Source organism: Bradyrhizobium sp. USDA 3315 (assembly GCF_054056795.1).
Genome location: NZ_JBSRYP010000001.1, coordinates 8,849,506 through 8,875,588, shown reverse-complemented (window position 1 = coordinate 8,875,588; position 26,083 = coordinate 8,849,506). Strand labels below are relative to the sequence as shown.

Genomic DNA, 26,083 nt, shown 5'->3' with positions numbered 1-26,083 from the left:
ATACGCTCGCTAATTCCGTCAAGCGGAAGAAAATTCCACTTGCATCACACTCGTCGCGCGGCTTCAAGTTCACCCAACAAGAAAACTGAATCAGTCGCTGTCACCGGCTGGTCATGTGTCGCGAGGAAGCCTGATGGGCGCGTTGTCGCATCTGCGGATTGTCGAGATCGGAAGTGCTGCGGCGACGAGCTATTGCGCGCGGCTGTTTGCCGATTTCGGCGCCGATGTGCAGAAGGTCGAGCCGCCGCAGGGCGATCCGCTTCGCCGCACCGCGCCGCTGACGCCCAAAGGCCGGAGCGCGTGGTTTGCGTTCCTCAACTTCAACAAGTCGAGTGTCGTCCTCGACACGCGCGATGCGGGCGCGGCATCCCGCTTGCGGGAGCTGATTGCCGGCTGCGACATCTTGCTCGACGGGCGCGGCATCGCTGCGGCGGATTGTCCCGAGATCGATCTCGACGCGATCAGGCGGGACCATCCCGGCCTGATCCATCTCGACCTCGCCTGGTTCGGCGATCGCGGTCCCTACGCCAATTTCGCGGCGACGGACTCCACGATCCGCGCGCTGACCGGACTGGTGAAGCTGGTCGGTCCGGAGCAGGGGCCGCCGATGCATGCGCCGGATTTCCAGACCGGCATTCTGGGCGGGCTGTGGGGCTTCATCGCGGCCGCTTCGTCGGTGCTCGGCCGCATGCACGATGGGCGCGGGCGCGAAAACCATCTCAGCCTGTTCGAGGCCTCTATCGCGGTCACCGAATACATCATGTTCGAGGCATTCCAGCGCGGCGACATCATGCGGCGGATCGGCGTCAACCGGTTCTGGCCGACTTTTCCAGTCGGCATCTACGAGACCAAGCAGGGCTGGCTCGGCGTCACCACGGTGACCCCGGCGCAGTGGCGCGCGTTCTGCGAGATGCTCGGGCTCAACGAGCTGCGCGACGATCCGACACTGGTCATGGGGGGCGACCGGCTGCGCCATGTCGCCGAGATCGAAGCCAAGATCCTGCCGAAGCTGAAGCAGCGTACCGCGCAGGAATGGTTCGCCGAAGGGCTCAAGCGCAAGATTCCAATCGTGCCGGTGCCGGAGGTCGCGGATCTCATCGCCGACGAGGAGAAGCGCGCCCGCGGTGCCATCGTCCCGATCACCATCGGCGACGAGACCGGCTTTTCCGCCGGCACGATGCAGCGGCTGACCGCAACGCCGCCGCTGCGCGGCGGCCGGGTGCCTGATCTCGGCGAGCAGCAGGCGAGGCGCGAGGCTGCGCCGCGCGTGCCAGCGCCCAAGCCCGCTGCAACCGATCGCTTGCCGCTCGAGGGCATCCGCGTCGTCGACTTTTCGATGGGCTGGGCCGGGCCGATCTGCACCCGCACGCTCGCCGATCTCGGCGCCGACGTCATCAAGATCGAGGCGACCCAGTATCCGGACTGGTGGCGCGGCGTCGACCGTCGCCCGGCCTATGTGCTGGAGCAGATGTACGAGAAGTCGGTGCGCTACTGCATCATGAACCGCAACAAGCGCGGCATCACGCTCGATCTGACCCGGTCGAAGGGGCTTGAATTGGCGAAGCGCCTGCTCGCCGATGCCGACCTCGTGGTCGACAATTATTCGGTCGAGGTGCTGCCCAAGCTCGGCCTCGGCTACGACGTGCTGAGTAAGATCAATCCAAAGCTGGTGATGATGTCGATGTCGGCGTTCGGTGCCGGCAGCGTGCATCGCGACTGTCGCGCTTACGGCTCGACGCTGGAGCAGGGCTCCGGCCTGCCCAGCGTGGTCGGCGATCCCGCTGGTCCGCCGGTCATGAGCCATACCGCGTTCGGCGATGCCGTCGGCGGGCTCAACGGCGCCGCCGCGGTGCTGACCGCGCTGATCCACGCCAAACTGACGGGGCTGGGGCAATTCATCGATCTCGCCCAGATCGAATGCATGATGCCGTTCGCCGCGCCCTGGATCGTCGCGCATTCGACCAGTGGCAAGCCGCCGACCAAATACGGCAACCGCCATCCGGATTTCGTGCCGCATGGCTGCTTTCGCTGCGCCGGAGAAGACAACTGGATCGTCGTCGCGGTGTCCGCCGACGCGATGTGGCCAAAGCTCGCGCGGCTGCTCGGCCGCGAGGATTGGGCGGCCGACGAGACGCTCAAGACGGCCGCGGGCCGCCGCGCCCTCGAGGCCGAGATCGAGGCTGCGATCACGGCCTGGACCGCGGCGCGCGATGCCGATGCGGCGATGACCGCGCTGCAATCTGCCGGCGTTGCCTCCGGCGTCGCGCGGCTGCCGATCGATCTCCTGGAGGATCCGCAGCTCCACGCGCGCGGCTTCATCCAGCAGGTCGACCGCGCGTTCATCGGACGGCATCCGCAGCCGTCAATGCCGTTTCGCGAGAGCGATGGGCCGTTCGCGATCCGCTCGGTGCCGCCGACGCTCGGCGAGCATAACCGCGAGATCCTCGGCGGCATGCTCGGGCTCTCCGACGCCGAGCTCGATGAGCTCACCCGCGAGGGCATCATCGGCACCGAGATGCTGATGGAGGAGCAGCTGGTGAAAGAAAAGAAGCGGGCGGCGGGCTGATGGAGGCAAGCCAGCCGGCACAGCGCAAGGTGGAGGGTGCGCGCGACGGCGCGCGGCCGCTGCTGTCCGTGCGCGGGCTCGGCATCCGTTTCAAGACCGCGCAGGGCGTCTGGCAGGCGACGCGCCGCATCGACTTCGACATCGCGCCCGGCGAGCGCGTCGGCATCGTCGGAGAGAGCGGGTGCGGCAAGACCATCACCGGTCTGTCGATCCTGCGGCTGTTGCCGGGCAATTTTGCCGGGCTCGACGGCAAGATCCTGTTCGACGGCGTCGATCTGGCGTCTTGCAGCGCGCGGCAGATGCGCGCGATCCGGGGCAAGCGGATCGCGATGATCTTCCAGGAGCCGATGAGCGCGCTCGACCCGGTCTTCACCGTCGGCCACCAGATCGCCGAGACGCTGCGCGTCCACACCGATGTTTCCCATGAGGAGGCGCGCGCCAAAACGCTGGAGATGCTCCGCCGCGTCGGCATCGCCTCGCCCGAGCGGCGGATCGACGACTATCCGCACCAGCTGTCCGGCGGCATGCGCCAGCGCGTGATGATCGCGGCGAGTTTGATTTGCGGGCCGCAGCTTTTGATCGCGGACGAGCCGACCACCGCGCTCGACGTCACCGTGCAGGCGCAGATCCTCGAGCTGCTGCGCGACATCAGCGAGATCTCGAAGACCGCGCTGATGCTGATCACCCACGATCTCGGCGTCGTCGCCGAGACCTGCACGCGGATGATCACGATGTATGCCGGCGAGGTGATCGAGGACGCCACCGTCGACGAGGCGCTGGTGCGGCCGCTACATCCCTACACGTCGGGACTGTTACGCTCGCTGCCGCATTTGAGCCCGCGCCACGGCCGGCTGCCGTCGATCCCGGGCCGGGTGCCGTCGATCGCGGAGATGCCGGCCGGCTGCCGCTTCCGCGCCCGCTGCGCGCATGCGGTGAAGGGTTGCGAGGCCGAGCAGAAGCTGCAGGACGCCGGCGGCGGCAGAAGAGTGCGCTGCTGGCGCTTTGCCGAACTCAATCTGCCGGGCGCGCTGCATCCGCCCGGCGCGCCGGTTGCTGCGAAGGTCGCGGCGCAATGACCACAGCCGCTGCCGAACCCCGCCGCGACGCCATCGTTTCGGTACGCGACCTTCAGGTCCGCTTCCAGACCTCGGACCGCCGCGCCACCGTGAAGGCGGTCAACGGCGTCAATTTCGACGTCCGCCGCGGCGAGACCTTTGGCATTATCGGGGAGTCCGGATCAGGCAAGACCACGATCGGCCGCGCACTGGTGTTCCTGCTCAATCCCAGCGCCGGCGCCATCCTGCATGACGGCATCGATCCAACGGCGCTACCACGCCGGGAGTTTCAAAACCATCGCCGGGACTACCAGATCATCTTCCAGGACCCGAACGCCGCGCTGAATCCGCGCATGACCATCCTGGCCTCGGTGCTGGAGCCGCTGGAACTCGCAGGTGTGGGCAGCCGTGCCGAGCGCGAGCGGCAGGCGCGGGAGGCGCTGGAGCGCGTCGGCCTGCCGCAGGAGTTCGGCGCGCGCTATCCGCATCAGCTGTCCGGCGGCCAGAAGCAGCGCGTCGTGATCGCCCGCGCGCTGACGCTCAAGCCGAAACTGATCGTCTGCGACGAGGTGGTGGCCGCGCTCGACATGTCGATCCGCGGCGACGTGCTCAACTTGTTTGCCGATCTGCAGCGCGACCTCGGGCTGACCTACGTCTTCATCACCCATGATCTCGCCGTGGTCTCGCATATCAGCGAGCGCGTCGCGGTGATGTATCTCGGCCAGTTCGTCGAGCTCGGGCCGACCGAGGAGGTCGCCGAGCGACCGCTGCATCCCTACACGATCGCGCTGCTGTCGGCCGAGCCGCGGCCGCTGCCGTCCACGATGCGGCAGGAGAGCCGCATTGTCTTGCAGGGCGAGGTGCCGAGCCCGATCGATCCGCCCTCGGGCTGCCGCTTCCGCACCCGCTGCCCGCACGCGCAGCCGCTCTGCACCGAACGCGTGCCGGAGTGGCGCGAGCTGAAGCCCGATCACTGGGTGGCCTGCCATTTCGCCGACCGCCCGAATTTTTCATCGAACTAAGAACACCGGAGAAGCGCCATGACGATGACGACACGACGCGAGGTTATGGCGCTGATCTCGGGCGCACTCGCCAGCACCACGCTCGGCGGCCGCCGAGCCTTTGCGGAAGGCGCGCCGAAGAAGGGCGGTACCTTGCGCATCTCGGCGCCCGCCAATCCGTCGAGCCTTGATCCCGCAACCGGCGGCGCCGGCTCCGACCACGCCTTCCTGTTCACCATGTACGACACGCTGACCGAATGGGAGTTCGACACACTGAAGCCGAAGCCTGGCCTTGCCGAAAGCTGGAAGTTCACCGACCCCACCACGCTGGTGCTCAACATCCGCGCCGGCGTCACCTTCCATGACGGCACGCCGCTCGATGCGGAAGCCGTCAAGTTCAATCTCGAGCGCAGCCGCAGCGATGCGAAGTCGAACATCAAGGCCGATCTGCTCTCGGTCGCCGCGGTCGAGGTCACCGGCCCGCAGCAGGTGACGTTGAAGCTGAAGACACCCGATACCGCGCTGCCCGGGATTCTCTCCGACCGCGCCGGCATGATGGTGTCCCCGGCGGCGCTGAAGGCGGCCGAGGGCGGCGTCGTGACGCGCAAGCCGGTCGGCGCCGGCGCCTATTCGTTCGTCAGTTGGGCCGACGGCGAGAAGATCGTGGTCAAGCGCAACGAGAAATACTGGAAGCCGGAGCGGCCGCTTCCCGACGCCATCGAGATCTCGATCATTCCCGAGCTCACGACCGGCGCCCGCTCGGTCACCGCCGGGCAGAACGACCTGATCTACCAGCTGCCGCCGCGGCAGAAGGTGATCATCGAGCGCGCCTCCAGCGTCAAGGTGGTGCATGGCCCGACGCTCTACGTGTTCCAGATCTTCCTGAACTGGGCCAAACCGCCATTCGACAATATCAAGGTCCGCCAGGCGCTGAACTTCGCGATCGACCGCGAATCCTTCGTCAAGGCCGCGCTCGCCGGCCTCGCCGAGCCGGCCTACATGAACCTGCCGAAGGCGCATTGGGCCTATGACGCCGAGGTCGCAAAGCTCTATCCCTATGATCCCGACAAGGCACGCAAGCTGCTCGCCGAGGCCGGCTTCAAGGACGGCACTCCAATCGAGTTCGGCGGCTATCCGGACCAGGATTCGGTGCAGCGTCAGGAGATCCTGATCGAGCAATTGCGCAAGGCCGGCATCAACGCGCGCTTCGTCAACGCCCCGGTCGCGGAGGCCTCTGCCGCCTTCTTCGGTCCGGAGAAGAAGGGGGCAGGGCTGCTCTCGGCCTGGACCGGCCGGCCCGACCCGAGCCTGACCTATTCGCTGATGTTCACCAAGGACGCCTATTACAATGGCGGCCGCGCGCCGGTGCCGGCCGAGCTCGAGGCCGCGATCAAGGAATCGCGCGCCTCGGAGGATATCGACACCAGGCGCAAGGCGTTCTCCACCGTGCAGCGGCTGGTGATGGAGAACGCCTTTGTCGCGCCGCTGGCGTTCCAGTTCGAGCTGGTCGCCATGAACAAGAAGGTGCAGGGCTATCGGCCGAACCTGCTTGGCAAGCCGAAATACGACGACGTCTGGCTCGGGAGTTAGGCGATGGCGCGGCGGTCACCGGTCAAGGTCGTCGGCAGCCGCCTCGTGCAGGCGCTGCCGGTGATCCTGCTCGCGACCTTCATGGTGTTCGCGCTACTCAAGCTGGTGCCCGGCGACATCGCCGTGACGCTGGCGGGCGACAACGCGACCGACGCACGGATCACCGAGATCAGGAAGATCTACGGCCTCGACCGCCCGTTCCTGGTGCAATATGGCGCCTGGCTCGGCAATGTCGCGCAAGGCGATCTCTCGCAATCGCTATTGACCGGCGAGAAGGTCGCGGACTCGATCGGGCGCGCGTTTCCGAACACGCTGCTGATCGTCGTGATCGCGCTGGCGCTGGCGCTGGTCACGGGCATCCCGATGGGCGTGATGGCCGCGATCAAGCCGAACGGCTGGATCGACAAGCTGATCAGCATGCTGGCGTCGCTCGGCGTCGCGGTGCCCGGCTTCTGGCTCGCGATGATCCTGGTGGCGGAATTCTCGCTGAAGCTGAACTGGCTGCCGGCGACCGGTGCAAAATCCTTCAGCGTCTCGCCGGTCGATGCGATCAGGCATGCGCTGCTGCCGGGCATCGCGATCGCGGCTTACGGCATGGCCGAGGTCGCGCGCCAGCTGCGCGGCGCGCTGCTGGAGGTGCTGTCGTCGCAATATGTCCGCACCCTGCATGCCAAGGGGCTGTCGATGTCCCGCATCCTCTGGCAGCACGGCCTGAAGAATGTCGGCGTCAATCTGCTCACCATCATCAGCCTTTTGGTCAACCGCATGCTGGCGGCGACCGTGGTGACCGAGGCGGTGTTCGCCATTCCCGGCCTGGGCAGCCTGATCGTGCGCGGCGCGATCCAGCGCGATTTCCCGATCGTGCAGGGCGTCGTCTTCACCATGGTGGTGGTTGTGATCGCGGTGAATCTGATCACCGATTTGCTCTGCGCCGCGGTCGATCCGAGGATCGAGCAATGACCGGGGTGGCGCTTGCACCCCTGAAGGCACCGGCGCGGCCGACGCGGCTGCGGCGCTTTGCGCGCTGGCTCGCCGGCGACCTCCGCGCCGCGCTGTCGATCCTGGTGCTCGTGGTGCTCGTCGTCGTCGCAATCGGTGCGCCCTGGATCGCGCCCTATGCGCCGACCGCGCAGGACGTCAACAACATGCTGGCGCCGCCGGGGCCGGCCCATCTGCTCGGCACCGACGATCTCGGCCGCGACATCTTCTCGCGTTTGATCTACGGCGCACCGGCCACCGTCTACGCCAGCCTGCTTGCGGTCGGCGTCGCGGTCCTGATCGGGCTACCGGTCGGCCTGATCGCCGGCTATTTCAGCGGCTGGATCGACGACATCATCAGCCGCATCATCGACACCTTCCTGTCGTTTCCCGCCATCGTGCTGGCGATCGCCGTCACCGGCGCGCTCGGCATCGGGCTCACCAACGGCATGATCGCGGTCGGCATCACGATGTTTCCGGCGCTGGCGCGCATCGTCCGCGCCCGCACGCTGATCGTGCGGCAGGAGCTTTATGTCGACGCCTCCAGGGGCTTCGGCGCGCCGACATGGCATGTGCTGTGGCGGCACGTGTTGCCGAACACGCTGCAGCCGGTCATCGTGCAGGTGACGCTGTTGCTTGCCGCTGCCCTCTTGGCCGAAGCCAGCCTGTCGTTCCTCGGCCTCGGCATCCAGCCGCCGGACCCGAGCTGGGGCGCGATGCTGGCGCGCGCCTATCAATACATGGAAATCGCCCCGGAGCAGATGTATGCGCCGGGCCTTGCCATTCTCGTCGTCTCCCTGGCGTTCAATGCGCTCGGGGAGTCCTTGCGTGTCGTGCTCGATCCGACCATGAAGGATCGCTAGTGCAAATGTGTACGGGTTGCCGCGCGCTCTTCATCTCGCCCCGCTTGCGGGGAGAGGTCGAAGCCGAAGCGAAGCGTAGGCTTCGGGTGAGGGGGAGTCTCCGCAGGCGAGTTCGCGGAGAGTCCCCCTCACCCGAAATTCGCGCTGCGCGCAAATTTCGACCTCTCCCCGCAAGCAGGGGTGTCCGGGGAAATTCAGGCATAGCGGAGCTCCATCTGGTCAGGTGAGATGGTTGATTTCCGACGGCTGGGGTTGATGGGCGGAGGTTTGTCGATGGCAGCGAGGGATCGACGCGTGAGCAGGAGCTGGCCGACGAGTTCGGCGAACCTGAGCGGGAGCATTTTGATGCAGTTGGTGTGAGCGGCGATGCGCAGCAGCAGGTAGGCAATCATCGCAGCGAGCACCTGAAGGCGGATCGCGTTGTCGTTGGCGCCGAGGAACTTGCGAATATCGAGATGCTGCTTGATCCAGCGGAACAGCAGCTCGATTTGCCATCGGCTCTTGTAGAGGGCGGCGATCTCGACGGCGCTACGGGCAAGGTCGTTGGTCAGGAGTGTGATCTTGCCGCCTTTCTCGCGTCTGATCTTGATGCGGCGGAGCGGGATTGGAAGGCGCGAATCGCCCTTGCTGGTGAGCTTCACCTCGTCATCGGCAAGGATTTCGAAGCCATCCCCGTTACGCTTGCGGATGGCGCGATGCCTGAGCGAGCGAAGACGGATGCTCGTCTTCGCCCGGGTAACGAAGAAAGCCTTGCTATCATTGATCTTCTGCCACCAGTCGAAACGGCAATAGCCCTTGTCAAACACATAGGTGGTGGCGGGCTGGATTGGGGTCTGTCGGCCGATCTCGATGTCATTGACGTTCGCGGCCGTCATCTCGACGCAGGTCGGGACATCGCTCCTTGGGTCGTAGACGACATGCAGCTTCATGCCGCGGATGCGGCCGTTCCACGTCGCCCAACTGCAGACCTTGCCGAGCGGGATCGGACTGGCGTCGATCAGACGCACCATCTCCATGCCTTCACTCCGCAGCTGGCGACGCGCCATCGCCGACAGCGCCGCAAAGGTTTGCGCGAAAATGCCGATCGGACGGCGGGCATTGGCATCGGACAACGTCGAGCGCGACAGCTTGCCGGTTCCCAAGTGATAGTGATGCTGCGAATTGGCGTTGAAGCCAGTCACCACCCCGCGCAGACTGCTGTTGCCGCTAAGCTGGGCATAGATCAGCGCCACCAGATGATCCCAGCTCCTGAACGACTTGTCGTAGGCATCCCCGTCCAGACGATCCACAACCGTCTGAAACTGCCGTCGATTGATCGGTTCAAGCAGCCTTCCAAAAATGCTACCGCGATATCGCATGCTCGGCCCTCTGTGTCTCGACAACCAGAAAAGACCGATTTGCCTCGGTCCTGCCGAGCATGCACCGCGACACAGTGAATCATTCCCCGGACACCCCTGCCGCAAGCGGGGCGAGGTAAGCAAACTTACGGAACCGATCATGTCCTTCAAGAAATTGCTGATTGCGAACCGCGGTGAGATCGCGATCCGGATTGCCCGCGCCGCTGCCGACAGCGGCATCGCGACCGTCGCGATCTATCCCGCCGACGATGCCGCCTCGCTGCATGTCCGATCCGCCGACGCGAGCCACGAGATTCCAGGCCGCGGCGCGCGGGCCTATCTCGACATTGAGGCGGTGGTTGCGGCGGCCAAGGCCGCAGGCTGTGACGCGCTGCATCCGGGCTACGGCTTCCTCAGCGAGAACACGCAATTGGCGCGGCGCTGTGCCGAGGAGAAGATCACCTTCGTCGGCCCGTCGCCGGAGGCGCTCGATCTGTTCGGCGACAAGGCCAAGGCAAAGGCGCTGGCGAAGAAATGCGGCGTCCCGATTATTGCTGGCACTTCGGGCGCGACCAGTCTGGACGAGGCAAAGGCCTTCTTCGGCTCGCTCGGCGCCGGCGCCGCCGTGATGATCAAGGCGATCGCCGGCGGCGGCGGGCGCGGCATGCGCGTGGTCGAGGATGCCGCCAAGCTCGACGAGGCCTATGCGCGCTGCCAGTCGGAGGCCAAAGCGGCGTTCGGCAGCGATGCCGTTTATGTCGAACGGCTGATCCGCAAGGCCCGCCATATCGAGGTGCAGATCATCGGCGACCGTTACGGCGCCATCAGCCATCTCTGGGAGCGCGAATGCACCATCCAGCGCCGCAACCAGAAGCTCATCGAGGTGGCGCCGAGCCCGTCGCTGAGTGATGGCATGCGCGCGCGCATCATCGAGGCGGCAAAGCAGCTCGCGACCGCCGCGCGCTACGACAATCTCGGCACCTTCGAATTCCTGGTCGATGACGAAGCCGGCGAAGGTGAGGGTGCCTTCGCATTCATCGAGGCCAATCCGCGGCTCCAGGTCGAGCACACCGTCACCGAGGAGGTGCTCGGCGTCGACCTCGTGCGTTCTCAGCTCGCGGTCGCCGCCGGCGCCACGCTCGCTTCGCTTGGGCTGGCGCAGGCCACCGTGCCGCTGCCGCGCGGCTATGCGATGCAGCTTCGCGTCAACATGGAGGTGATGGACGAGAAGGGCATCACAAAGCCAACCGGCGGCACGCTCAGTGTGTTCGACCTGCCGTCCGGCCCCGGCGTTCGCGTCGATACGTTCGGCTATTCCGGCTACCGGACCTCTGCCGCGTTCGACTCGCTGCTCGCAAAAGTCATCGTGCATTCGCCGAGCCCAAAATGGACCGACGTGGTGCACAAGGCATCGCGCGCCTTGCGTGAATTCCGGATCGGCGGCGTCGCCACCAACATCCCGTTCCTCGGCGCGATCCTGGCGCATCAGAGTTTTGGGCGGAACAAGATCAGCACCAACTTCATCGATACCCATGTGGCGGCGCTGGTCGGCGCGGCGCAGGATCTGGCCGCACCCTTGCTCGAAGTGAGCGAGGTGGCTGCGACAAAGACCGTCGCGACTGAGGCGCCTCCCGAGGGATCGCTCCCGGTGCCCGCGCCGCTGCAGGGCACCATCGTGGCGATCGAGGTCGCGGAGGGCGATCTGGTCCGTCCCGGCCAGCAGATCGCAGTGCTGGAATCGATGAAGATGGAGCATCTCGTCACGGCACCGCATGGCGGCCGGGTGACCAGGATCGCGGGCGGCATCGGCGTCACGTTGATGCATGGCGAGCCGATCCTGTTCTTTGAGCCTGCCGAGGTCGACGGCCATCACGCTGCGGAGGAGGCCGCGATCGATCTCGATCACATCCGGCCTGATCTCGCCGAACTGATCGCGCGCAAGGCGATCACGCTGGACGAGAACCGCCCGGCCTCGGTCGAGCGCCGCCGCAAGACCAACCAGCGCACCGCGCGCGAGAACATCGCGCAGCTGGTCGATGAGGGCTCGTTCGTCGAATACGGCTCGCTGGCGATCGCGGCGCAGCGCCGCCGGCGCAAGGTCGAGGACCTCATCAAGAACACGCCGGCCGACGGCCTGATATCAGGCGTCGCCACCGTCAACGCCAAGGATTTCGGCGCCGACGGCGCGCGCTGCATGGTGATCTCCTACGACTACACCGTGCTCGCCGGCACGCAAGGGCACATGAACCACAAGAAGATCGACCGCATGCTCGGCCTCGCCGAGCAGTGGCGGATGCCGCTGGTGTTCTACGCCGAGGGCGGCGGCGGCCGTCCCGGCGATACCGACCGGCTCGGCATGACCGGCCTCGACGGCCCGTCCTTCGTGCAGTTCGCAAAACTCTCCGGGCTGGTGCCCGTGGTCGGCGTGGTCTCCGGCTATTGCTTCGCCGGCAACGCCGCGATGCTCGGCGTCTGCGATGTCATCATCGCCACCAAAAATGCCTCGATCGGCATGGGCGGTCCGGCGATGATCGAGGGCGGCGGGCTCGGCGTCTACCATCCGGCCGAGGTCGGCCCGGTCTCGTTCCAGTCGCCCAACGGCGTGATCGACATCCTGGTCGAGGATGAGGCCGAGGCGACCAGGGTGGCGCAGAAATATCTGTCCTACTTCCAGGGCGCGGTGCAGGACTGGAAGGCGCCGGACCAGCGGCTGTTGCGCCGCGCGATCCCGGAAAATCGCCTGCGGGTCTACGATGTCCGCAACGTGATCGACCTGATCGCCGACGAGGGCTCGGTGCTGGAGATCCGGCGCGATTTCGGCGTCGGCATGATCACGGCTTTCATCCGCATCGAGGGAAAGCCGTTCGGCCTGATCGCCAACAATCCGAAGCATCTCGGCGGCGCGATCGATGCGCCGGCCGGCGACAAGGCCGCGCGCTTCATGCAGCTGTGCGACGCCTTCGACATTCCAATCGTCTCGCTCTGCGACACGCCGGGCTTCATGGTCGGCCCCGAGGCAGAGAAGACCGCGATCGTGCGCCATGTCGCGCGGATGTTCGTCACCGGCGCCAGCATCACGGTGCCGCTGTTCGGCGTCGTGCTGCGCAAGGGCTATGGCTTAGGGGCGCAATCGATGATCGGCGGCGGCTTCCACGCCTCGTTCTTCACGGTGGCGTGGCCGACCGGCGAGTTCGGCGGCATGGGCCTCGAAGGCTATGTCCGCCTCGGCTTCCGCAAGGAGATGGAGGCGATCGAGGATCCGGTCGAGCGCGAGAAGTATTTCCAGACCAAGGTCGCCGAGCTCTACGCCAACGGCAAGGCGGTCTCGATCGCCTCGGTGCTCGAGATCGACGAGGTGATCGATCCCGCCGACACAAGGCACTGGATCATGGCCGGCCTGCGCTCGGTGCCGAAAGTCGAGCCGCGCACGCATCGCAAGCGGCCGTGTATCGATGCGTGGTAACTAAAGCGGGATGTGTAGGATGGGTAGAGCGAAGCGAAACCCATCAATTCTCCATCCGCGGCGCAAATGATGGGTATCGCTTCGCTCCACCCATCCTACGGGATGTCGTCCTGGCGAAAGCCAGGGGACCCATTACCCCAAATCATAGTTGTTGCGCGACGCTGGGGTAGCGATCCCGTTCATCACCGAATGCGGTGGTTATGGGTCCCGGCTTTCGCCAGGACGACAGTGGTGGATGGCGCAGGCGTCTGGTGTCACCGAGAGAGTTAGACCGGACGACCGAGAGAACTACGCCAACCGCAACTCCGCATACCCCTTCGCCGCCACCTCGTCGCATCGCGCGCGATATGCCGGGGCGCTGCCGCTGTAGCGGGCGACGATGCGGGTTTGCTTGCCCTCGACGTTGCGGTTGATGCCGGTCATCCAGGAATCGACCTCGTTGGAGAGCAGGCCGACGCCGAGCGCCTTGACATGCTCGGTCCAGTCGGCGGTGCCTTCGGGCGTGGCATCGAGGAAGGTCAGGTCTCTCTCCTGCGCAAAGCGGATCAGCCCGGTGACCCAATCCACGCTGTATTCGATGCTGCGCGGGATGTTGCCGAGCGCGGTGTGCGGGCCCATCAGCATCATCATGTTGGGGAAGCCGTCGACCATCAGCCCGAGATAGGTCTCGGGGCCGTGCGTCCATTTCTCCCTCAGCCGCGCACCGTGCGCGCCGCGGAAATCGATCTTGTCGAAGCTGCCGGTGATGGCATCGAAGCCGGTGGCGTAGATGATGATGTCGAAGGCGTAGTCCTTGTCGGTCGTCCGGATGCCCTCGGGCGTGATCCGCTCGATCGGCGTCTCCTTGATGTCGACCAGCTCGACATTGTCGCGATTGTAGACCTCGTAGTAGAAGGTCTCGAGCGGCAGCCGCCGCGTGCCGAAGCCGTGGTTCTTCGGGATCAGCATCTCGGCGACCGCCTGGTTCTTCACGCGCTCGCGGATCTTGCGCGCGACGAAATCGCTGATCGTCGCATTCGCCGCGCGGTCGATCAGGATATCCTTGAAGTTGCCTTGCCAGATGCCAAACCCGCGCTCGCCATAGAGCTTCTCGTAGAACGCCTCGCGCTCCGCCTCGCTCACCTCGAACGCGCCGCGCGGATCGGGCGTATGCACGAAGCAGGCGAAGGTCTCCTTGCAGCGCGCGAAGATCTCGGGATAGCCGGCCTTGATCCTGGCTTGCGTCTCGGCGTCGATCTTGCCGTTGTGCAGCGGCGCCGCCCAGTTGGCGGTGCGCTGGAACACGGTGAGGTGCCCGACCTCGCCGGCGATGGTCTGGATGGTCTGGATGCCGGTCGCGCCGGTGCCGATCACGGCGACGCGCTTGCCGGTGAAATCCACCTTTTCCTTCGGCCAGCGCGCGGTGTGGAACGATTGGCCCCTGAAATCGTCGCGGCCCTCGATGCGCGGCAGGGTCGGCGTCGACAACGGGCCGATCGCGGTGATCAGGAAGCGGCAGGAGTGCTGCGCGCCACTTTCGAGTGTGACCTGCCAGCTTCGCGTGTCGTCCTGGTACATCGCGGACGCGACGCGGCTCTCGAACTGGATGTCGCGGCGCAGGTCGAACTTGTCGGCGACATAGTTGCAGTAGCGCAAGGTCTCGGGCTGGCCGGCGAAATGCTCCGACCACTCCCATTCCTCGAGCAGCTCCTTCGAGAACGAGTAGCCGTAGGAATAGCTCTCGGAATCGAAACGCGCGCCGGGATAGCGGTTCCAGTACCAGGTGCCGCCGACGCCGGTGCCGGCCTCGAACACGCGCGCGCTGAGACCAAGCTCGCGCAGCCGGTAGAGCTGGTACATGCCGGACAGGCCGGCGCCGATGATGATGACGTCGTAGTCCAGCGCAGCCGTCTGGGCGGTGTTGTCCTGGCGCAATTCGGCCACCTGTCGTTGCTTCCCGATGGATTGATTGCCGGCAAGGCTAACCGGTCTTCCTGCTGCCGACAAACATCGCGGAGCGGGGCAGCTATCGGGATTTGCCGGGTGCGTCGGTCCGCGCGCATTCCGCGCGGCGGACTGTCCGCCCCGCGGCTTTACTCGGCCGCGGGATTCCCTTTATCGTCGGCCCGACACGACGATCGCCCGCCAAGCGGCGACGGAACCTAACGGGAGTGAAGCGATGGGAGAGGCGCTGCGCAGGCCGACGTCGACAGACGTCAGCAATCCCCGGCTTTACCAGGATGACACCTGGCGGCCGCTGTTCGCGCAACTCCGCCGCGACGATCCCGTGCATTATTGCGAGGCGTCGGCCTACGGCCCCTACTGGTCGGTGACGCGCTACGACGACATCTTCGCGGTCGAGCTGGATCACCAGAACTATTCGTCGGCCTCCGAGCTTGGCGGTATCCAGGTCGCTGACCAGCCGAAGGGGCAGGAGCGGCCGAGCTTCATCCGCATGGATCCGCCCGGCCACACCGCGCAGCGCCGCACGGTGGCGCCGATCGTGGCGCCGTCGAACCTCGCCAATTTCGACGCCCTGATCCGCAAGCGCACCTCAGCCGTGCTCGATGCGCTGCCGCGCAACGAGACCTTCGACTGGGCCGAGCGGGTCTCGGTCGACCTCACCAACATGATGCTGGCGACGCTGTTCGATTTCCCCCCTGAAGACCGCGCCAAGCTGACCTGGTGGTCGGATGTCGCGATCGCCAACGTCGAATCCCCCGACGCGGTGGTGCGTTCGGAGGCTGAACGCACCGCCGAACTGGTCAAGATGGGAGAATATTTCCGCAAGCTGTGGGACGCGCGGGTCGATGCGCCGCCGACCTTCGATTTGATCTCGATGCTGGCGCATTCGGACGCGACGCGGAATCTGGAGCCGCGCGAGTTCATCGGCACGATCGGGCTGTTGATCGTCGGCGGCAACGACACCACGCGCAACTCGATGTCGGCCGGGTTGATGGCGCTGTGCGAGAACCCGGAGCAGTTCGAGCTGGTCCGCGCGAGGCCGGAGCTGATCCCGAACCTGGTCTCCGAGACCATCCGCTACCACACGCCGGTGCTGCACATGCGCCGCACTGCACGCAACGACGTCGAGCTTGCCGGCCGCCGGATCAAGAAGGGCGACAAGGTCGTGATGTGGTACATCTCCGGCAACCGCGACGAGGACAAGATCGAGCGTGCCGATGAATTCATCATCGACCGCGCCAAGCCGCGCCAGCATCTCGCCTTCGGCGCCGGCGTCCACCGCTGCGTCGGCGATCGCCTCGCCGAGCAGCAGCTGCGCATCCTCTGGGAGGAGGTTCTGGCGCGCGATCTGCGTTTTGAGCTGATGGGCCCGCCGCAAAGGCTCTATTCCAATTTCATCCGCGGTATACGAAGCTTGCCGGTGAGAATCGTCAATTGAAGTTGTGGGTTGTCATTCCGGAGCGATGCGGAGCATCGAATCCGGAATCTCGAGATTCCGGGTCTGGTCCTTCGGACCATCCCGGAATGACGGGGTCATCTGAGATCAAGGAACAAGAATGAAGAACAATCCCGTTGACGTCCTGATCATCGGCGCGGGCGCGTCCGGCGCCGCGGTGGCCTGGAGCCTCGCCGATACCAGGATGCATATCCTCTGCCTCGATCAGGGCGGCTGGATGAATCCGGCCGAATATCCGAGCACCGGGCGCGACTGGGAGGCGAAGTTCTACGGCGAGTGGTCGTCCAGCCCGAACGTCCGCAAGCGGCCTGAGGACTATCCGATCAACGACGACAATTCGCCGATCAAGGTCGTCAACTTCAACGCCGTCGGCGGCTCGACGGTGATGTACACCGCGCACTGGCCGCGGCTGCATCCGTCCGACTTCAAGGTGAAGACGCTGGACGGCGTCGCCGATGACTGGCCGATCGACTACGACGCGCTCACCCCGTTCTTCGAGGAGAACGATCGGATGATGGGCGTCTCGGGCCTGTCGGGTGATCCGCTGTCGCCGCTGAGCCATCCGCCGATGCCGCAGCAGCCGCTCGGCCTGTCGGGCCCGCTGATCGGCAACGCCATGAACAAGCTCGGCTGGCACTGGTGGCCGTCGGACACGACCGTGGCGACGATGGATTACGAGGGCAGGGCGCGCTGCATCAATCTCGGCCACTGCACGCCGGCCTGCGCGCAGGGTGCCAAGGCCTCGACCGACATCACCTACTGGCCGCACGCGGTCCGCGCCGAGGTTGAGCTGAAGACCCATTGCCGGGTGCGCGAGATCCTGACCAACGAGCACGGCATGGCCTCCGGCGTCGTCTATTACGACAAGGACGGCGTCGAGCAGTTTCAGCCGGCCGAAGTCGTCATCATCGCCTGCAACGGCGTCGGCACGCCGCGGCTGCTGCTCAATTCGGCGTCAGGCAAATTCCCGAATGGCCTTGCCAACTCGTCGGGCCTGGTCGGCAAGAACCTGATGTTCCACCCCTACGCGCAGATCTACGGCTTCGTGAAGGAGCCGACCGACAGCAACCGCGCGCCGCCGACCTGCCTGTGGAGCAAGGAGTTCTACGACACCGATCTGTCGCGCGGCTTCGTCCGCGGCTACGGCATCCAGTTCGGCCGCGGCGCCGGGCCGGTGTTCGAGGCGGTCGCGAGCGAGCAGAAGGGCATCCTGCCCTGGGGCAAGGATCATCACCGCGTGTTCCGCAAGCTCAACGGCCATCGTCTCGCGGTATCGGCGATCTGCGAGGATCTGCCGGAGGAGCACAACCGCGTCACGCTCGATCCCGTGTTGAAGGACAGCCACGGCATCCCCGCGCCGAAGATCGACTACACGATCAGCGCGAACAGCCGGAAGATGATGGATCACGGGCTGGCGCGCGGCCGGGAGATTCTCGAGGCCGCCGGCGCCACCGACATCTGCATCAACGATCCGATCCCGTGGGGCGGCTGGCATCTGCTCGGCACCGCGCGGATGGGCACCGATCCGGCGCGCTCCGTGGTCAACGAATGGGGCCGCTCGCACGACGTGAAGAACCTCTTCATCGTCGACGGCAGCATCTTCGTCACCTCGGGCGGCGTGAACCCGACCTCCACCATCCAGGCCCTCGCGCTCTACATCGCCGATCAGATGAAGCGGCGCCTCGCCAACCTGTTCGACTGAGACCGCCAGAGACCGACATGTCCGATGCAAAAGAACTGACTGCAGCCCAGCGCGCCGATCTGCGCACCGTCGCCGCGATGATCGTTCCCGCCAGTGACGAGTACAAGGTGCCGGGTGCGGACGATGCCGCGATCCAGGCCGACATGCTGGCGACGCTCGGCCGCGACACCGCGCTGGTCGCTCAGGCGCTGGATCATCTGGCCAAGCTCGCGGGCAAGCCGCTCGCCGAGCTCGACGATGCCGGGCGCGATGCGGTGGCGCGGGAGTTTCGTAGCCACGGCGGTGCGGCCGCGGCGACGCTCGTCCGCGTGGTGCTGCAATGCTACTACCGCGACGACCGCGTGCTGCGCTCGCTCGGTCTCGAGCTGCGCGCGCCTTTCCCCAAGGGTCATGTGCTGCCGGAGGGCGACTGGTCGCTGCTCGATCCGGTCAGGGCGCGCGGCGGCACGTTGCGGCGGGCGCCCTAGCGTTGTGTCCGTGACTTGACAGTCCATTCCGTCATTCCGGGGCGCGACGAAGTCGCGAACCCGGAATCCAGAGGTCGTGCATCGAGATTCCGGGTTCTCGCTTCGCGAGCCCCGGAATGACACTGAGTCAATCGCGCGTCAGAGACGCAGCCCTAGCCATCCGGGCAGGTGCAGGGCGTAACCACTTGCGGCGCGGGAAGCCGGTCACCATCTGAGGAGACCAAAGGACTCTCGCCATGCTGGATTTTACCTCAGATACCGCCGGTGACACGCCGTCAGCGGCGACGGCCGATGCTGCCCAAGTCGCAACCCAGGTCGATGACCGGGCCTTGCTGGATGCCTATTCGAATGCCGTGATCGACGTCACCGACCGCGTCGGGCCCGCCGTGGTCCGGGTCGAAACCGGGCCGAAAGTGCGCAATGCGCGCGAGCGCGGCGGGCTCGGCTCGGGCATCGTGATCTCGCCCGACGGGTTCGTGCTGACCAACAGCCATGTGGTCGGATCGTCGAAGGAGATCCGCCTGCGCGACACCGAGGGCTTCGTCACCGACGCGCATGTGCTCGGCGTCGATCCTGACACCGATCTCGCGCTGCTGCGGGCCGATGGCGCGCGCGATCTGCCTTACGCGTCGCTCGGCAACTCCAAGACGCTGCGGCGCGGCCAGCTCGTGGTCGCGATCGGCAATCCGCTCGGCTTCGAATCGACGGTGACTGCCGGCGTGGTGTCCGCGCTCGGACGTTCGATCCGCTCGGTCAGCGGGCGCACCATCGAGGACGTGATCCAGACCGATGCCGCGCTCAATCCCGGCAATTCCGGCGGGCCGCTGGTGTCGTCGAAGGGCGAGGTGATCGGCATCAACACCGCGATCATCAACGGCGCGCAGGGCATCTGCTTTGCGGTCGCCAGCAACACCGCGCAGTTCGTGCTGTCGGAGATCATCCGCCACGGCTATGTCCGCCGCGCCTATATCGGCGTCGCGGGGCAAACCGCGCCCGTGCCGCGGCGGCACGCGGTGCTGGCCGGTGTCGAGAACAAGATGGGCGCGCTCTTGATGCAGATCGAACCGGACAGCCCGGCCGCGCGTGCCAGCCTGTTGCCCGGCGACGTCGTGATCAGGCTCGACGGCATCGAGATCAACGGTGTCGACGACCTGATCCGCGCGCTCGATCACAGCCGGATCGACCGGAGCCTGTCGATGGACGTGCTCCGCCTCGGCCGCCTGCGCGCGATCGACATCCATCCGATCGAGCGGAGGCCGGCGAAGCAGTGAGGGTTACCCTATCCGCGTGCGAACTGCACCCTCTCCCCTTGTGGGATAGGGTCGCTTCGCGCAGCGAAGCGGGGGTGAGGGGTTTCTCTCCACGATCTCATATGTCGACAGAACCCCTCATCCAACGCTTCGCGCCACCTTCTCCCACAAGGGGAGAAGGGTGGCCGTGTCGTCTCTAATCTGAGTGGAATGCCTTTTGAAAAGACAGACCTCCTAAGCGGCGTCCGCTTGTGGGTGAGCGCGGACTGCCAAGCGGTGGATGACTTGCCGTAACGCCATCCTCGACGGATCGGGTCCAGCCCAACCGGGGGGCCCTCGACCGGCGTGCGCTTGACGTACGGCCGCTATCCCCGTTCGGCGCATTCCCTTATGGTCGGCCACATGGATATAGCCGGCTTCGACCTCAACTTGATGAAGGCCTTTGATGCGCTGTACGCGGAGCGCCACGTGACGCGCGCCGGATCGCGGATCGGCCTCAGCCAGTCGGCGATGAGCGGCGCGCTCACGCGCTTGCGAGAGCTTCTTGGGGACGAGCTCTTCGTGCGAACGCCTTCAGGCATGCAGCCAACGCCCCGCGCCCATGACCTTGCTGGTCCCGTCTCGGATGCGCTCCGGCTTCTCCGGAGCGCGCTACAGGCCGATAGCTTCGACCCCGCGACGGCCGACAATACCGTCACGCTCGCGATGAGCGACTATGCGGCGTTCGTCTTGTTGCCGCCGCTCATGGCCCGCCTCAGCATCGATGCCCCACACATCAACGTGCGGGTCTGCGGGATGTTCGGACGAGACGAAGCCATCACGCTGCTCGACAGCGGCGAGGCGAATCTGGCGATCGGTTTCCCCGTCGAGACGTCGGCGCGCATTATCAGCAGCCCGCTTTTTTTTGAGAGTTTCGCCTGCGTCGTGCGGGAGGGACACCCGGCGTTCGCGGATGGTCCAAGCCTCAAGGCTTTCGCAGCGGCGCCGCATCTTCTGGTCTCTCCGGAAGGCGACCGCTCCGGGATCGTCGATCTGAGGCTTGCCGATCTCGGCCTCGAACGACGCGTCGTGCTGAGCCTGCCACAATTCCTGGCCGCCCCCTTCGTGATCGCCGGGACCGACCTCGTCGCGACGCTGGCCTCCCGGGTCGCACGAAGGTTCGCTGGTACCGGAGCAGGTATAGCGATTTATGATCCGCCGCTCGAACTGCCCACCTGGCCACTCCACCTGATGTGGCACCGGCGGGCGGATACGCATGGGGCTATTGCCTGGCTGCGCGGCATCATCACCAAAATCGCCGCCTCAGCTTGACGCCATCGGCGCGATCGATAGCGCCACATCAGAACTCGCGATTTCCATCCGCATTGCCGTTCCGCTTTGTTGAATTCACCGAAATTGAAGGGTGATCGACATGCGAGTTTTGGTAACAGGCGCGACCGGCTTGATCGGCGGTGCGGTAGCGCACCGATTGAAAGAGGGAGGTCATGAAGTCGTGGGACTCGCCCGGTCGGAAGCGAGCGCGGCCAAGCTGCTCGACCGAGGCTTCGTGGCGGAGACAGGTGAGCTTGCCGACCCGGTGAGCTTGGCCTCGGCGGTACGGGGCGTGGACGCCGTCGTCCATGCCGCTTCGCCCAACGATCAGAACGCTGCGTCTCTCGATGAGATTGCGACGCGTGCGATCCTCGAAGCCCAGCGCGGAACGGGTCAGCGCTTCATCTATACCAGTGGCAGCCTGGTCTACGGCTCCACGGGTGACACGTCAGTGACCGAGCACACTCCACTGAACCCGGTCGAGATGGTCCGCTGGCGCCAGGCGCTGGAACGCGAGATCCTCGCGGCCGAAGCCGGGGGCGTCCATCCGGTCGTTATCCGGCCTGCCTGGGTGTATGGCAACTGGGGCGGCGCCGCGATGATGATGGTCGCATCGGCCAAGGAACATGGTGCGGCACTTCATGTCGGTGACGGTCAAAATCGCTGGTCGACCGTGCATGCCGACGATCTGGCCGATCTCTATGCGCTCGCGCTCGAGCAGGCACCGGCGGGATCCGTCTTCAATGGCGCGCACGGTTCGGCGCCGCGGCTCGTCGAGATCGCACGCGCAGCGAGCGAGTTGGGCGGTGCCGGGGGCCGAGTGGCGGCATGGCCGCTCGAAGAGGCGCGCAAGGTCCTCTGGGGTTTCGCCGATGCGATCGCCTCCGATCAGATCATCTCGGGCGAGAAAGCGAAGCGCGAACTCGGCTGGAATCCTTCGCGGCGATCGATCATCGACGAGTTGCGCGCTTATGTGTTGGCGGTCGCTTAGGTCATGCACACGATATTCATCAGGCTGCTTGCCGCTGCCTTCGCCAGTGCAGGTTTGTTCAATGCGATCGCGACGTCGACGACGCGGAGCAACTTTGTTCGATGGGGGTATCCCGCGTGGTGGTGCCGGGTCACCGGCGGATTGGAGATATCGGCCGCAATCCTAGTCACACTACCGGCAACCCGTGCAGCCGGCTTGACCCTCTGCGCGGTCATTCTCGCAGCGGCAGCTTTGACCATCCTGCGACATCGGGAGTTTTCCCATCTCGTACCGATCGGTTGCTTCGCTGCCTTGCTCCTGATGGCGAGCCGGATTTCCTGAAAGATCGGTGGCTCCGGCGCGTTCGCGGAAATTCGGAATAATAGAAGATATCGCTGAGTTGCCCGACGTGTCAAGTTGCTTGTCCGAGGGCCGGCGGCCCCCGGCTACTTTGCATGGGGTTGTTTTCGATATTTTGGGGCCGCTCGCCTTCGAGGGAGGTTCGCCAACGTCACCGGCAGTGGCGGCGGCAAAGGCACTTCGAATGCGAAAGCACCGGAGCCGGCTGAGGGGTCTCGAGCGCTACTGCAGCGCTGCCAGCAGCTCGTCGGGCTGCTCGACCATCATCATGTGGCCGGCACCTGGCAGCACCACGGTGCGGGCATTCGGCGTCGCGGCGGCGAGTGTCTTGCCGGCCTTGGCCGGGGTCATCATGTCACGTTCGCCGAGGATGAAGGTCGCGGGCACCTTGACCGCGGCAGCAGCCGTGAGCGCGTTCTGGTAGGCGTTGCAGGCGTTGAGGTCGTTGTACAGCACGCCCGGCTTCGCCTCCTGCAGCACCCGCTGCGCGCCCTGGTGCATCCACAGGCCGGGCGCGAGGCTGCCGCCGAGCTCGGCCTTGAAGCCGAGGCCCCAGATCGAGACCATGTCGATCGCCGCGACGTCATTGGCTTCGGCGGCCTTCAGGAGATCGGGGCCAACCGTCATGGTCGCGGCGGTGCCGATCAGCGCGAGGCCGGAGACCTTCTCGGGATGCCGCGCCGAGGTCTCGATCGCGATCAGCGAGCCCATCGAATGGCCGATCAGCCGCGCTTTCGACGCGCCGGCTGCCGTGATCAGCGCCGCGATCCAGTCGGCCATCTCGGCGATGGTCGGGAACGGCTTGCCGGCGGAGCGGCCATGGCCGGGCAGGTCCGGCGCCAGCACGGAATAGCCATGATGGGCGAACCAGCGGCTGTGCAGCGCCCAGGTCGAGGAATCGAAGCCGGCGCCGTGGATCATCACCACCGCCGGCAGCGACGGATCGAACGGCCTGCCGCCGGTCGCGATGAAGGTGTCTGATCCGTTCACGGAAAGCTGCATGGGCTTAAGTCCTTTGCGAGGCGCGCAGCGCCTGGCCGAGATCGTCGATGATGTCCTGCGCGGTCTCGATGCCGACCGACAGCCGCACCAGCTCCTCGCCGATGCCGGCGGCCTTGAGCTGCTCGGCATCCATCTGCTGGTGCGTGGTGCTGGCGGGATGGATCACCAGCGTCTTGGCGTCGCCGACATTGGCGAGATGGCTGATCAGCTTCAGGGACTCGATGAACTTCTTGCCAGCGGCGCGGCCGCCCTTGATGCCGAAGCTGACGATCGAGCCGGCGCCGCGCGGCAACAGCTTCTTGGCCAGCGCGTAATCCGGATGCGTCTCCAGCGAGGGATGCAGCGCCCAGTCGACCGCCTTGTTCGCGGCGAGGGCGTCCAGCACCGCATGGGTGTTGCTGACATGGCGATCCATGCGGACGCCGAGCGTCTCGATGCCCTGCAGCAGCTGGAAGGCGTTGGTCGGCGACAGGCAGGCGCCGAAGTCGCGCAGGCCCTCGGTGCGGGCGCGCATGATGAAGGCGGCCTTGCCGAACTGCTCGTCGAAGACGATGCCGTGATAGCCGGCATAGGGCTCGGTGAGCTGCGGGAATTTGCCGGAGGCGCGCCAGTCGAACCGGCCGCCGTCGACGATCACGCCGCCGATCGCAATGCCATGGCCGCCCATCCACTTGGTCGCCGAGTTCATCGTGATGTCGGCGCCGAGCTCGATCGGCTGGCTGAGATAGGGCGTCGCAAAGGTGTTGTCGATCAGCAGCGGGATCTTCGCATTATGCGCGATCTCCGCGACCGCAGGGATATCGAGCACCTCGAGGCCGGGATTGCCGATGGTCTCGCCGATCACGAGGCGGGTGTTCGGCTTGATCGCGGCACGGAATTCGTCGAGCGCACGCGGCTTCACGAACGTCGTGGTGATGCCGAACCGCGGCAGCGTGTGCGCCAGCAAATTGATGCTGCCGCCATAGAGCGAGGCGGAGGCGACGATGTGGTCGCCGGCATTGAGCAGGGTTGCGATCGCCAGATGCATCGCGGCCATGCCGCTGGCGGTGCAGATCGCGCCGACGCCGCATTCAAGCGCGGCGATGCGTTCTTCCAGCACTGATGTCGTCGGGTTCGAGATGCGGGTGTAGATGTGGCCGGCGCGCTCCAGATTGAACAGCGCCGCGGCATGATCGGCATCCTGGAACACGTAGGACGTGGTCTGATAGATCGGAACCGCGCGCGCGCCGGTCGCGGGATCGGGGCGCTGGCCGGCGTGCAGGCTCAGGGTTTCGAAGGCAGGCGGCTTGGGTGCAGGCATGCGAAACTCGTCAGGTCAGTCGATGGGAATGGTGGGTTGGCGAGGAGTCTTTTATTTGACGCGTTTTTCTTCACGCGAACCGGTGTCCACTTCGCTTGAAAACGCTTTGTTAGACGTGAACTGCGGTGCGAACGCGGCCGACATTGCCGAACACGCGCAAATAGCGCTCGACCTCGGACGGGATGCCGGTCGCCTTCTCCGGATTGTCGGAGAGCTTGACGGCCGGGCGTCCGTCGACCGACGTCACCTTGCAGACGATCGAGATCGGATCGAGCTCGGCGGTGCCGTCGGGCGCGCAGCCGACGAAATCGTTGGTGAGATTGGTGCCCCAGCCGAAGCTGACGCGCACGCGTCCCTTAAAATGGTAGAACGTCTCCTCGATCGAGCCGACATCCATCGCGTCGGAGAACACCAGCAGCTTCTCCTTGGGATCGCGGCCCTTCTGCTTCCACCACTTGATGATCTCTTCGCCGGCCGTGATCGGCGGCGCGCTGTCGGGACGAAAGCCGGTCCAGTCGGCGACCCAATCGGGCGCGTCGCGCAGGAACGGCTTGGTGCCGAAGGCATCGGGCAGCGCGATCAGCAGGTTGCCGCCATAGGTGTGGCGCCATTGGTCGAGGATGCGATAGGGCGCCCAGCGCAGCGCCTCGTCGTCATTGGCGAGCGCGGCGGCGACCATCGGCAGTTCATGCGCGTTGGTGCCGATCGCCTCGAGGTCGTTGTCCATCGCGAGCAGCACGTTCGACGTTCCGGTGAAGGAGGGGCCGAGGCCTTCCTTCACCGCCTCGACGCACCAGCGCTGCCAGAGGAAGCCGTGGCGGCGGCGTGTGCCGAAATCGGACAGCCGCAGGCCGTCCAGCTTGCGCAGCCGCTCGACCTTGGCCCACAGCTTGGCCTTGGCGCGGGCGTAGAGCACGTCGAGCGCGAAGCGGCCGTAGGTCTTGGTCGCCGCGCGCGAGCGCAGCTCGTTGAGGATCGCGAGCGCCGGGATCTCCCACATCGTGGTGTGGGTCCACGGCCCGTGGAAATGCAGCTCGTACTGGCCGTCGACCTTGTGCAGCTCGTATTCGGGCAGCCGGAAGTTCGACAGCCAGTTGATGAAGTCGGGCGAGAACATCTGGGTCTTGCCGTAGAACGTGTTGCCGGCGAGCCAGATCAGCTCCTTCTTGGTGAAGCGGATGGTGCGGGCGTGGTCGAGCTGGGCGCGCAGCTCGGCCTCGTCGATGACCTCGGCGAGCCGGATATGGGTCGAGCGGTTGATCACCGAAAAGGTCGTGCGGGTGTCCGGATAGCATTCCCGGATCATCTGCTGCATCAACAGCTTGTAGAAATCGGTGTCCAGCAGGCTGCGCACGATCGGGTCGAGCCGCCAGCCGTGGTTGTAGGTCCGGGTCGCGATATCTGTCACGGTCATGCGGGAACCTTAGCCTGCCGGGCGCCGCCCGCCCAGTGGGTATCGGGCGGAACA

Annotated in this window: 19 protein-coding genes; 14 read left to right on the top strand and 5 right to left on the bottom strand. The window is 65.7% G+C overall.

The features are described 5' to 3' along the window. The first annotated feature begins 133 nt into the window (after window positions 1-133). The 6 genes from ACVIYL_RS41430 to ACVIYL_RS41405 are packed head-to-tail and all read left to right on the top strand — an operon-like array spanning window position 134 to window position 8,053. Complete coding sequence (locus ACVIYL_RS41430) at window positions 134-2,566, top strand: CaiB/BaiF CoA transferase family protein (RefSeq protein WP_456781320.1); 2,433 nt, start codon at window positions 134-136, stop codon at window positions 2,564-2,566. After that, complete coding sequence (locus ACVIYL_RS41425; protein WP_456781319.1) at window positions 2,566-3,642, top strand: ABC transporter ATP-binding protein; 1,077 nt, start codon at window positions 2,566-2,568, stop codon at window positions 3,640-3,642. Before ACVIYL_RS41430 ends, ACVIYL_RS41425 begins: the two co-directional genes overlap by 1 nt. After that, window positions 3,639-4,643 carry an ABC transporter ATP-binding protein gene (locus ACVIYL_RS41420; protein ID WP_456781318.1) on the top strand — a complete coding sequence of 335 codons (1,005 nt, stop codon included), beginning with the start codon at window positions 3,639-3,641 and terminating at the stop codon, window positions 4,641-4,643. The genes ACVIYL_RS41425 and ACVIYL_RS41420 overlap by 4 nt, the downstream gene beginning before the upstream one ends. 18 nt (window positions 4,644-4,661) lie before the next feature. Further along, a complete protein-coding gene (locus ACVIYL_RS41415) occupies window positions 4,662-6,212 on the top strand; it encodes an ABC transporter substrate-binding protein (RefSeq protein WP_456781317.1) in 1,551 nt (516 codons plus the stop codon). A 3-nt stretch (window positions 6,213-6,215) separates the two neighbouring features. After that, entirely contained in the window at window positions 6,216-7,172 is a 957-nt protein-coding gene (locus tag ACVIYL_RS41410; protein ID WP_310881822.1) for an ABC transporter permease, read from the top strand. After that, the gene (locus tag ACVIYL_RS41405; RefSeq protein ID WP_456781316.1) at window positions 7,169-8,053 is read left to right on the top strand and encodes an ABC transporter permease; all 885 of its coding nucleotides are present in this window, start codon (window positions 7,169-7,171) and stop codon (window positions 8,051-8,053) included. Before ACVIYL_RS41410 ends, ACVIYL_RS41405 begins: the two co-directional genes overlap by 4 nt. Before the next feature lie 194 nt (window positions 8,054-8,247). Here ACVIYL_RS41405 and ACVIYL_RS41400 read toward each other — a convergent pair whose 3' ends face one another. Next, window positions 8,248-9,411 carry an IS4 family transposase gene (locus ACVIYL_RS41400; protein ID WP_057015126.1) on the bottom strand — a complete coding sequence of 388 codons (1,164 nt, stop codon included), beginning with the start codon at window positions 9,409-9,411 and terminating at the stop codon, window positions 8,248-8,250. A 139-nt stretch (window positions 9,412-9,550) separates the two neighbouring features. Here ACVIYL_RS41400 and ACVIYL_RS41395 point away from each other — a divergent pair, with 139 nt between their 5' ends. Beyond that, complete coding sequence (locus tag ACVIYL_RS41395) at window positions 9,551-12,853, top strand: carboxyl transferase domain-containing protein (RefSeq protein WP_456781315.1); 3,303 nt, start codon at window positions 9,551-9,553, stop codon at window positions 12,851-12,853. 288 nt (window positions 12,854-13,141) lie between these two features. On the opposite strand, the gene ACVIYL_RS41390 is transcribed toward ACVIYL_RS41395, so the two are convergent. After that, complete coding sequence (locus ACVIYL_RS41390; RefSeq protein WP_456781314.1) at window positions 13,142-14,776, bottom strand: flavin-containing monooxygenase; 1,635 nt, start codon at window positions 14,774-14,776, stop codon at window positions 13,142-13,144. Between the two features lie 235 nt (window positions 14,777-15,011). Here ACVIYL_RS41390 and ACVIYL_RS41385 point away from each other — a divergent pair, with 235 nt between their 5' ends. From ACVIYL_RS41385 to ACVIYL_RS41355, 7 genes are all read left to right on the top strand, one after another. Then, complete coding sequence (locus ACVIYL_RS41385; RefSeq protein WP_456781313.1) at window positions 15,012-16,235, top strand: cytochrome P450; 1,224 nt, start codon at window positions 15,012-15,014, stop codon at window positions 16,233-16,235. Window positions 16,236-16,353: 118 nt separating this feature from the next. After that, window positions 16,354-17,955, top strand: coding sequence for a GMC family oxidoreductase (locus tag ACVIYL_RS41380; RefSeq protein ID WP_456781312.1), 1,602 nt, complete (start codon window positions 16,354-16,356; stop codon window positions 17,953-17,955). A 17-nt stretch (window positions 17,956-17,972) separates the two neighbouring features. Then, on the top strand, window positions 17,973-18,422 hold the full coding sequence (locus ACVIYL_RS41375; RefSeq protein WP_456781311.1) for a hypothetical protein: 450 nt from the start codon (window positions 17,973-17,975) through the stop codon (window positions 18,420-18,422). A gap of 236 nt (window positions 18,423-18,658) precedes the next feature. After that, the gene (locus tag ACVIYL_RS41370) at window positions 18,659-19,693 is read left to right on the top strand and encodes a S1C family serine protease (RefSeq protein WP_456781310.1); all 1,035 of its coding nucleotides are present in this window, start codon (window positions 18,659-18,661) and stop codon (window positions 19,691-19,693) included. A 381-nt stretch (window positions 19,694-20,074) separates the two neighbouring features. Further along, complete coding sequence (locus ACVIYL_RS41365) at window positions 20,075-20,983, top strand: LysR family transcriptional regulator (RefSeq protein ID WP_456781309.1); 909 nt, start codon at window positions 20,075-20,077, stop codon at window positions 20,981-20,983. Between the two features lie 100 nt (window positions 20,984-21,083). Further along, window positions 21,084-21,974: an NAD-dependent epimerase/dehydratase family protein gene (locus ACVIYL_RS41360; RefSeq protein ID WP_456781308.1), complete on the top strand. Its 891-nt coding sequence runs from the start codon at window positions 21,084-21,086 to the stop codon at window positions 21,972-21,974. 3 nt (window positions 21,975-21,977) lie between these two features. Continuing rightward, a complete protein-coding gene (locus ACVIYL_RS41355) occupies window positions 21,978-22,295 on the top strand; it encodes a DoxX family protein (protein ID WP_456781307.1) in 318 nt (105 codons plus the stop codon). A gap of 240 nt (window positions 22,296-22,535) precedes the next feature. Here the strand turns inward: ACVIYL_RS41355 and ACVIYL_RS41350 are convergent, their stop codons facing one another. The 3 genes from ACVIYL_RS41350 to pncB form a co-directional block, all read right to left on the bottom strand. After that, window positions 22,536-23,315, bottom strand: a complete 780-nt coding sequence (locus tag ACVIYL_RS41350) for an alpha/beta fold hydrolase (RefSeq protein WP_456781306.1) — start codon at window positions 23,313-23,315, stop codon at window positions 22,536-22,538. A 4-nt stretch (window positions 23,316-23,319) separates the two neighbouring features. Continuing rightward, window positions 23,320-24,615, bottom strand: coding sequence for an O-acetylhomoserine aminocarboxypropyltransferase (locus ACVIYL_RS41345; RefSeq protein ID WP_456781305.1), 1,296 nt, complete (start codon window positions 24,613-24,615; stop codon window positions 23,320-23,322). A 109-nt stretch (window positions 24,616-24,724) separates the two neighbouring features. Beyond that, window positions 24,725-26,029 (bottom strand): nicotinate phosphoribosyltransferase, encoded by a 1,305-nt coding sequence (gene pncB / locus ACVIYL_RS41340; protein ID WP_456781304.1) that lies wholly within the window; start codon window positions 26,027-26,029, stop codon window positions 24,725-24,727. Between the last annotated feature and the right edge of the window lie 54 nt (window positions 26,030-26,083).

What these genes read in the sequence shown, in the direction of transcription:
- ACVIYL_RS41425 (WP_456781319.1), top strand. Translation starts at nt 2,566, where the DNA reads ATGGAGGCAAGCCAGCCGGCACAGCGCAAGGTGGAGGGTGCGCGCGAC.
- ACVIYL_RS41350 (WP_456781306.1), bottom strand. Translation starts at nt 23,315, where the DNA reads ATGCAGCTTTCCGTGAACGGATCAGACACCTTCATCGCGACCGGCGGC.
- ACVIYL_RS41430 (WP_456781320.1), top strand. Translation starts at nt 134, where the DNA reads ATGGGCGCGTTGTCGCATCTGCGGATTGTCGAGATCGGAAGTGCTGCG.
- ACVIYL_RS41365 (WP_456781309.1), top strand. Translation starts at nt 20,075, where the DNA reads ATGGATATAGCCGGCTTCGACCTCAACTTGATGAAGGCCTTTGATGCG.
- ACVIYL_RS41420 (WP_456781318.1), top strand. Translation starts at nt 3,639, where the DNA reads ATGACCACAGCCGCTGCCGAACCCCGCCGCGACGCCATCGTTTCGGTA.
- ACVIYL_RS41345 (WP_456781305.1), bottom strand. Translation starts at nt 24,615, where the DNA reads ATGCCTGCACCCAAGCCGCCTGCCTTCGAAACCCTGAGCCTGCACGCC.
- ACVIYL_RS41360 (WP_456781308.1), top strand. Translation starts at nt 21,084, where the DNA reads ATGCGAGTTTTGGTAACAGGCGCGACCGGCTTGATCGGCGGTGCGGTA.
- ACVIYL_RS41405 (WP_456781316.1), top strand. Translation starts at nt 7,169, where the DNA reads ATGACCGGGGTGGCGCTTGCACCCCTGAAGGCACCGGCGCGGCCGACG.
- ACVIYL_RS41370 (WP_456781310.1), top strand. Translation starts at nt 18,659, where the DNA reads ATGCTGGATTTTACCTCAGATACCGCCGGTGACACGCCGTCAGCGGCG.
- ACVIYL_RS41400 (WP_057015126.1), bottom strand. Translation starts at nt 9,411, where the DNA reads ATGCGATATCGCGGTAGCATTTTTGGAAGGCTGCTTGAACCGATCAAT.
- ACVIYL_RS41395 (WP_456781315.1), top strand. Translation starts at nt 9,551, where the DNA reads ATGTCCTTCAAGAAATTGCTGATTGCGAACCGCGGTGAGATCGCGATC.
- pncB (WP_456781304.1), bottom strand. Translation starts at nt 26,029, where the DNA reads ATGACCGTGACAGATATCGCGACCCGGACCTACAACCACGGCTGGCGG.
- ACVIYL_RS41385 (WP_456781313.1), top strand. Translation starts at nt 15,012, where the DNA reads ATGGGAGAGGCGCTGCGCAGGCCGACGTCGACAGACGTCAGCAATCCC.
- ACVIYL_RS41410 (WP_310881822.1), top strand. Translation starts at nt 6,216, where the DNA reads ATGGCGCGGCGGTCACCGGTCAAGGTCGTCGGCAGCCGCCTCGTGCAG.
- ACVIYL_RS41375 (WP_456781311.1), top strand. Translation starts at nt 17,973, where the DNA reads ATGTCCGATGCAAAAGAACTGACTGCAGCCCAGCGCGCCGATCTGCGC.
- ACVIYL_RS41355 (WP_456781307.1), top strand. Translation starts at nt 21,978, where the DNA reads ATGCACACGATATTCATCAGGCTGCTTGCCGCTGCCTTCGCCAGTGCA.
- ACVIYL_RS41415 (WP_456781317.1), top strand. Translation starts at nt 4,662, where the DNA reads ATGACGATGACGACACGACGCGAGGTTATGGCGCTGATCTCGGGCGCA.
- ACVIYL_RS41380 (WP_456781312.1), top strand. Translation starts at nt 16,354, where the DNA reads ATGAAGAACAATCCCGTTGACGTCCTGATCATCGGCGCGGGCGCGTCC.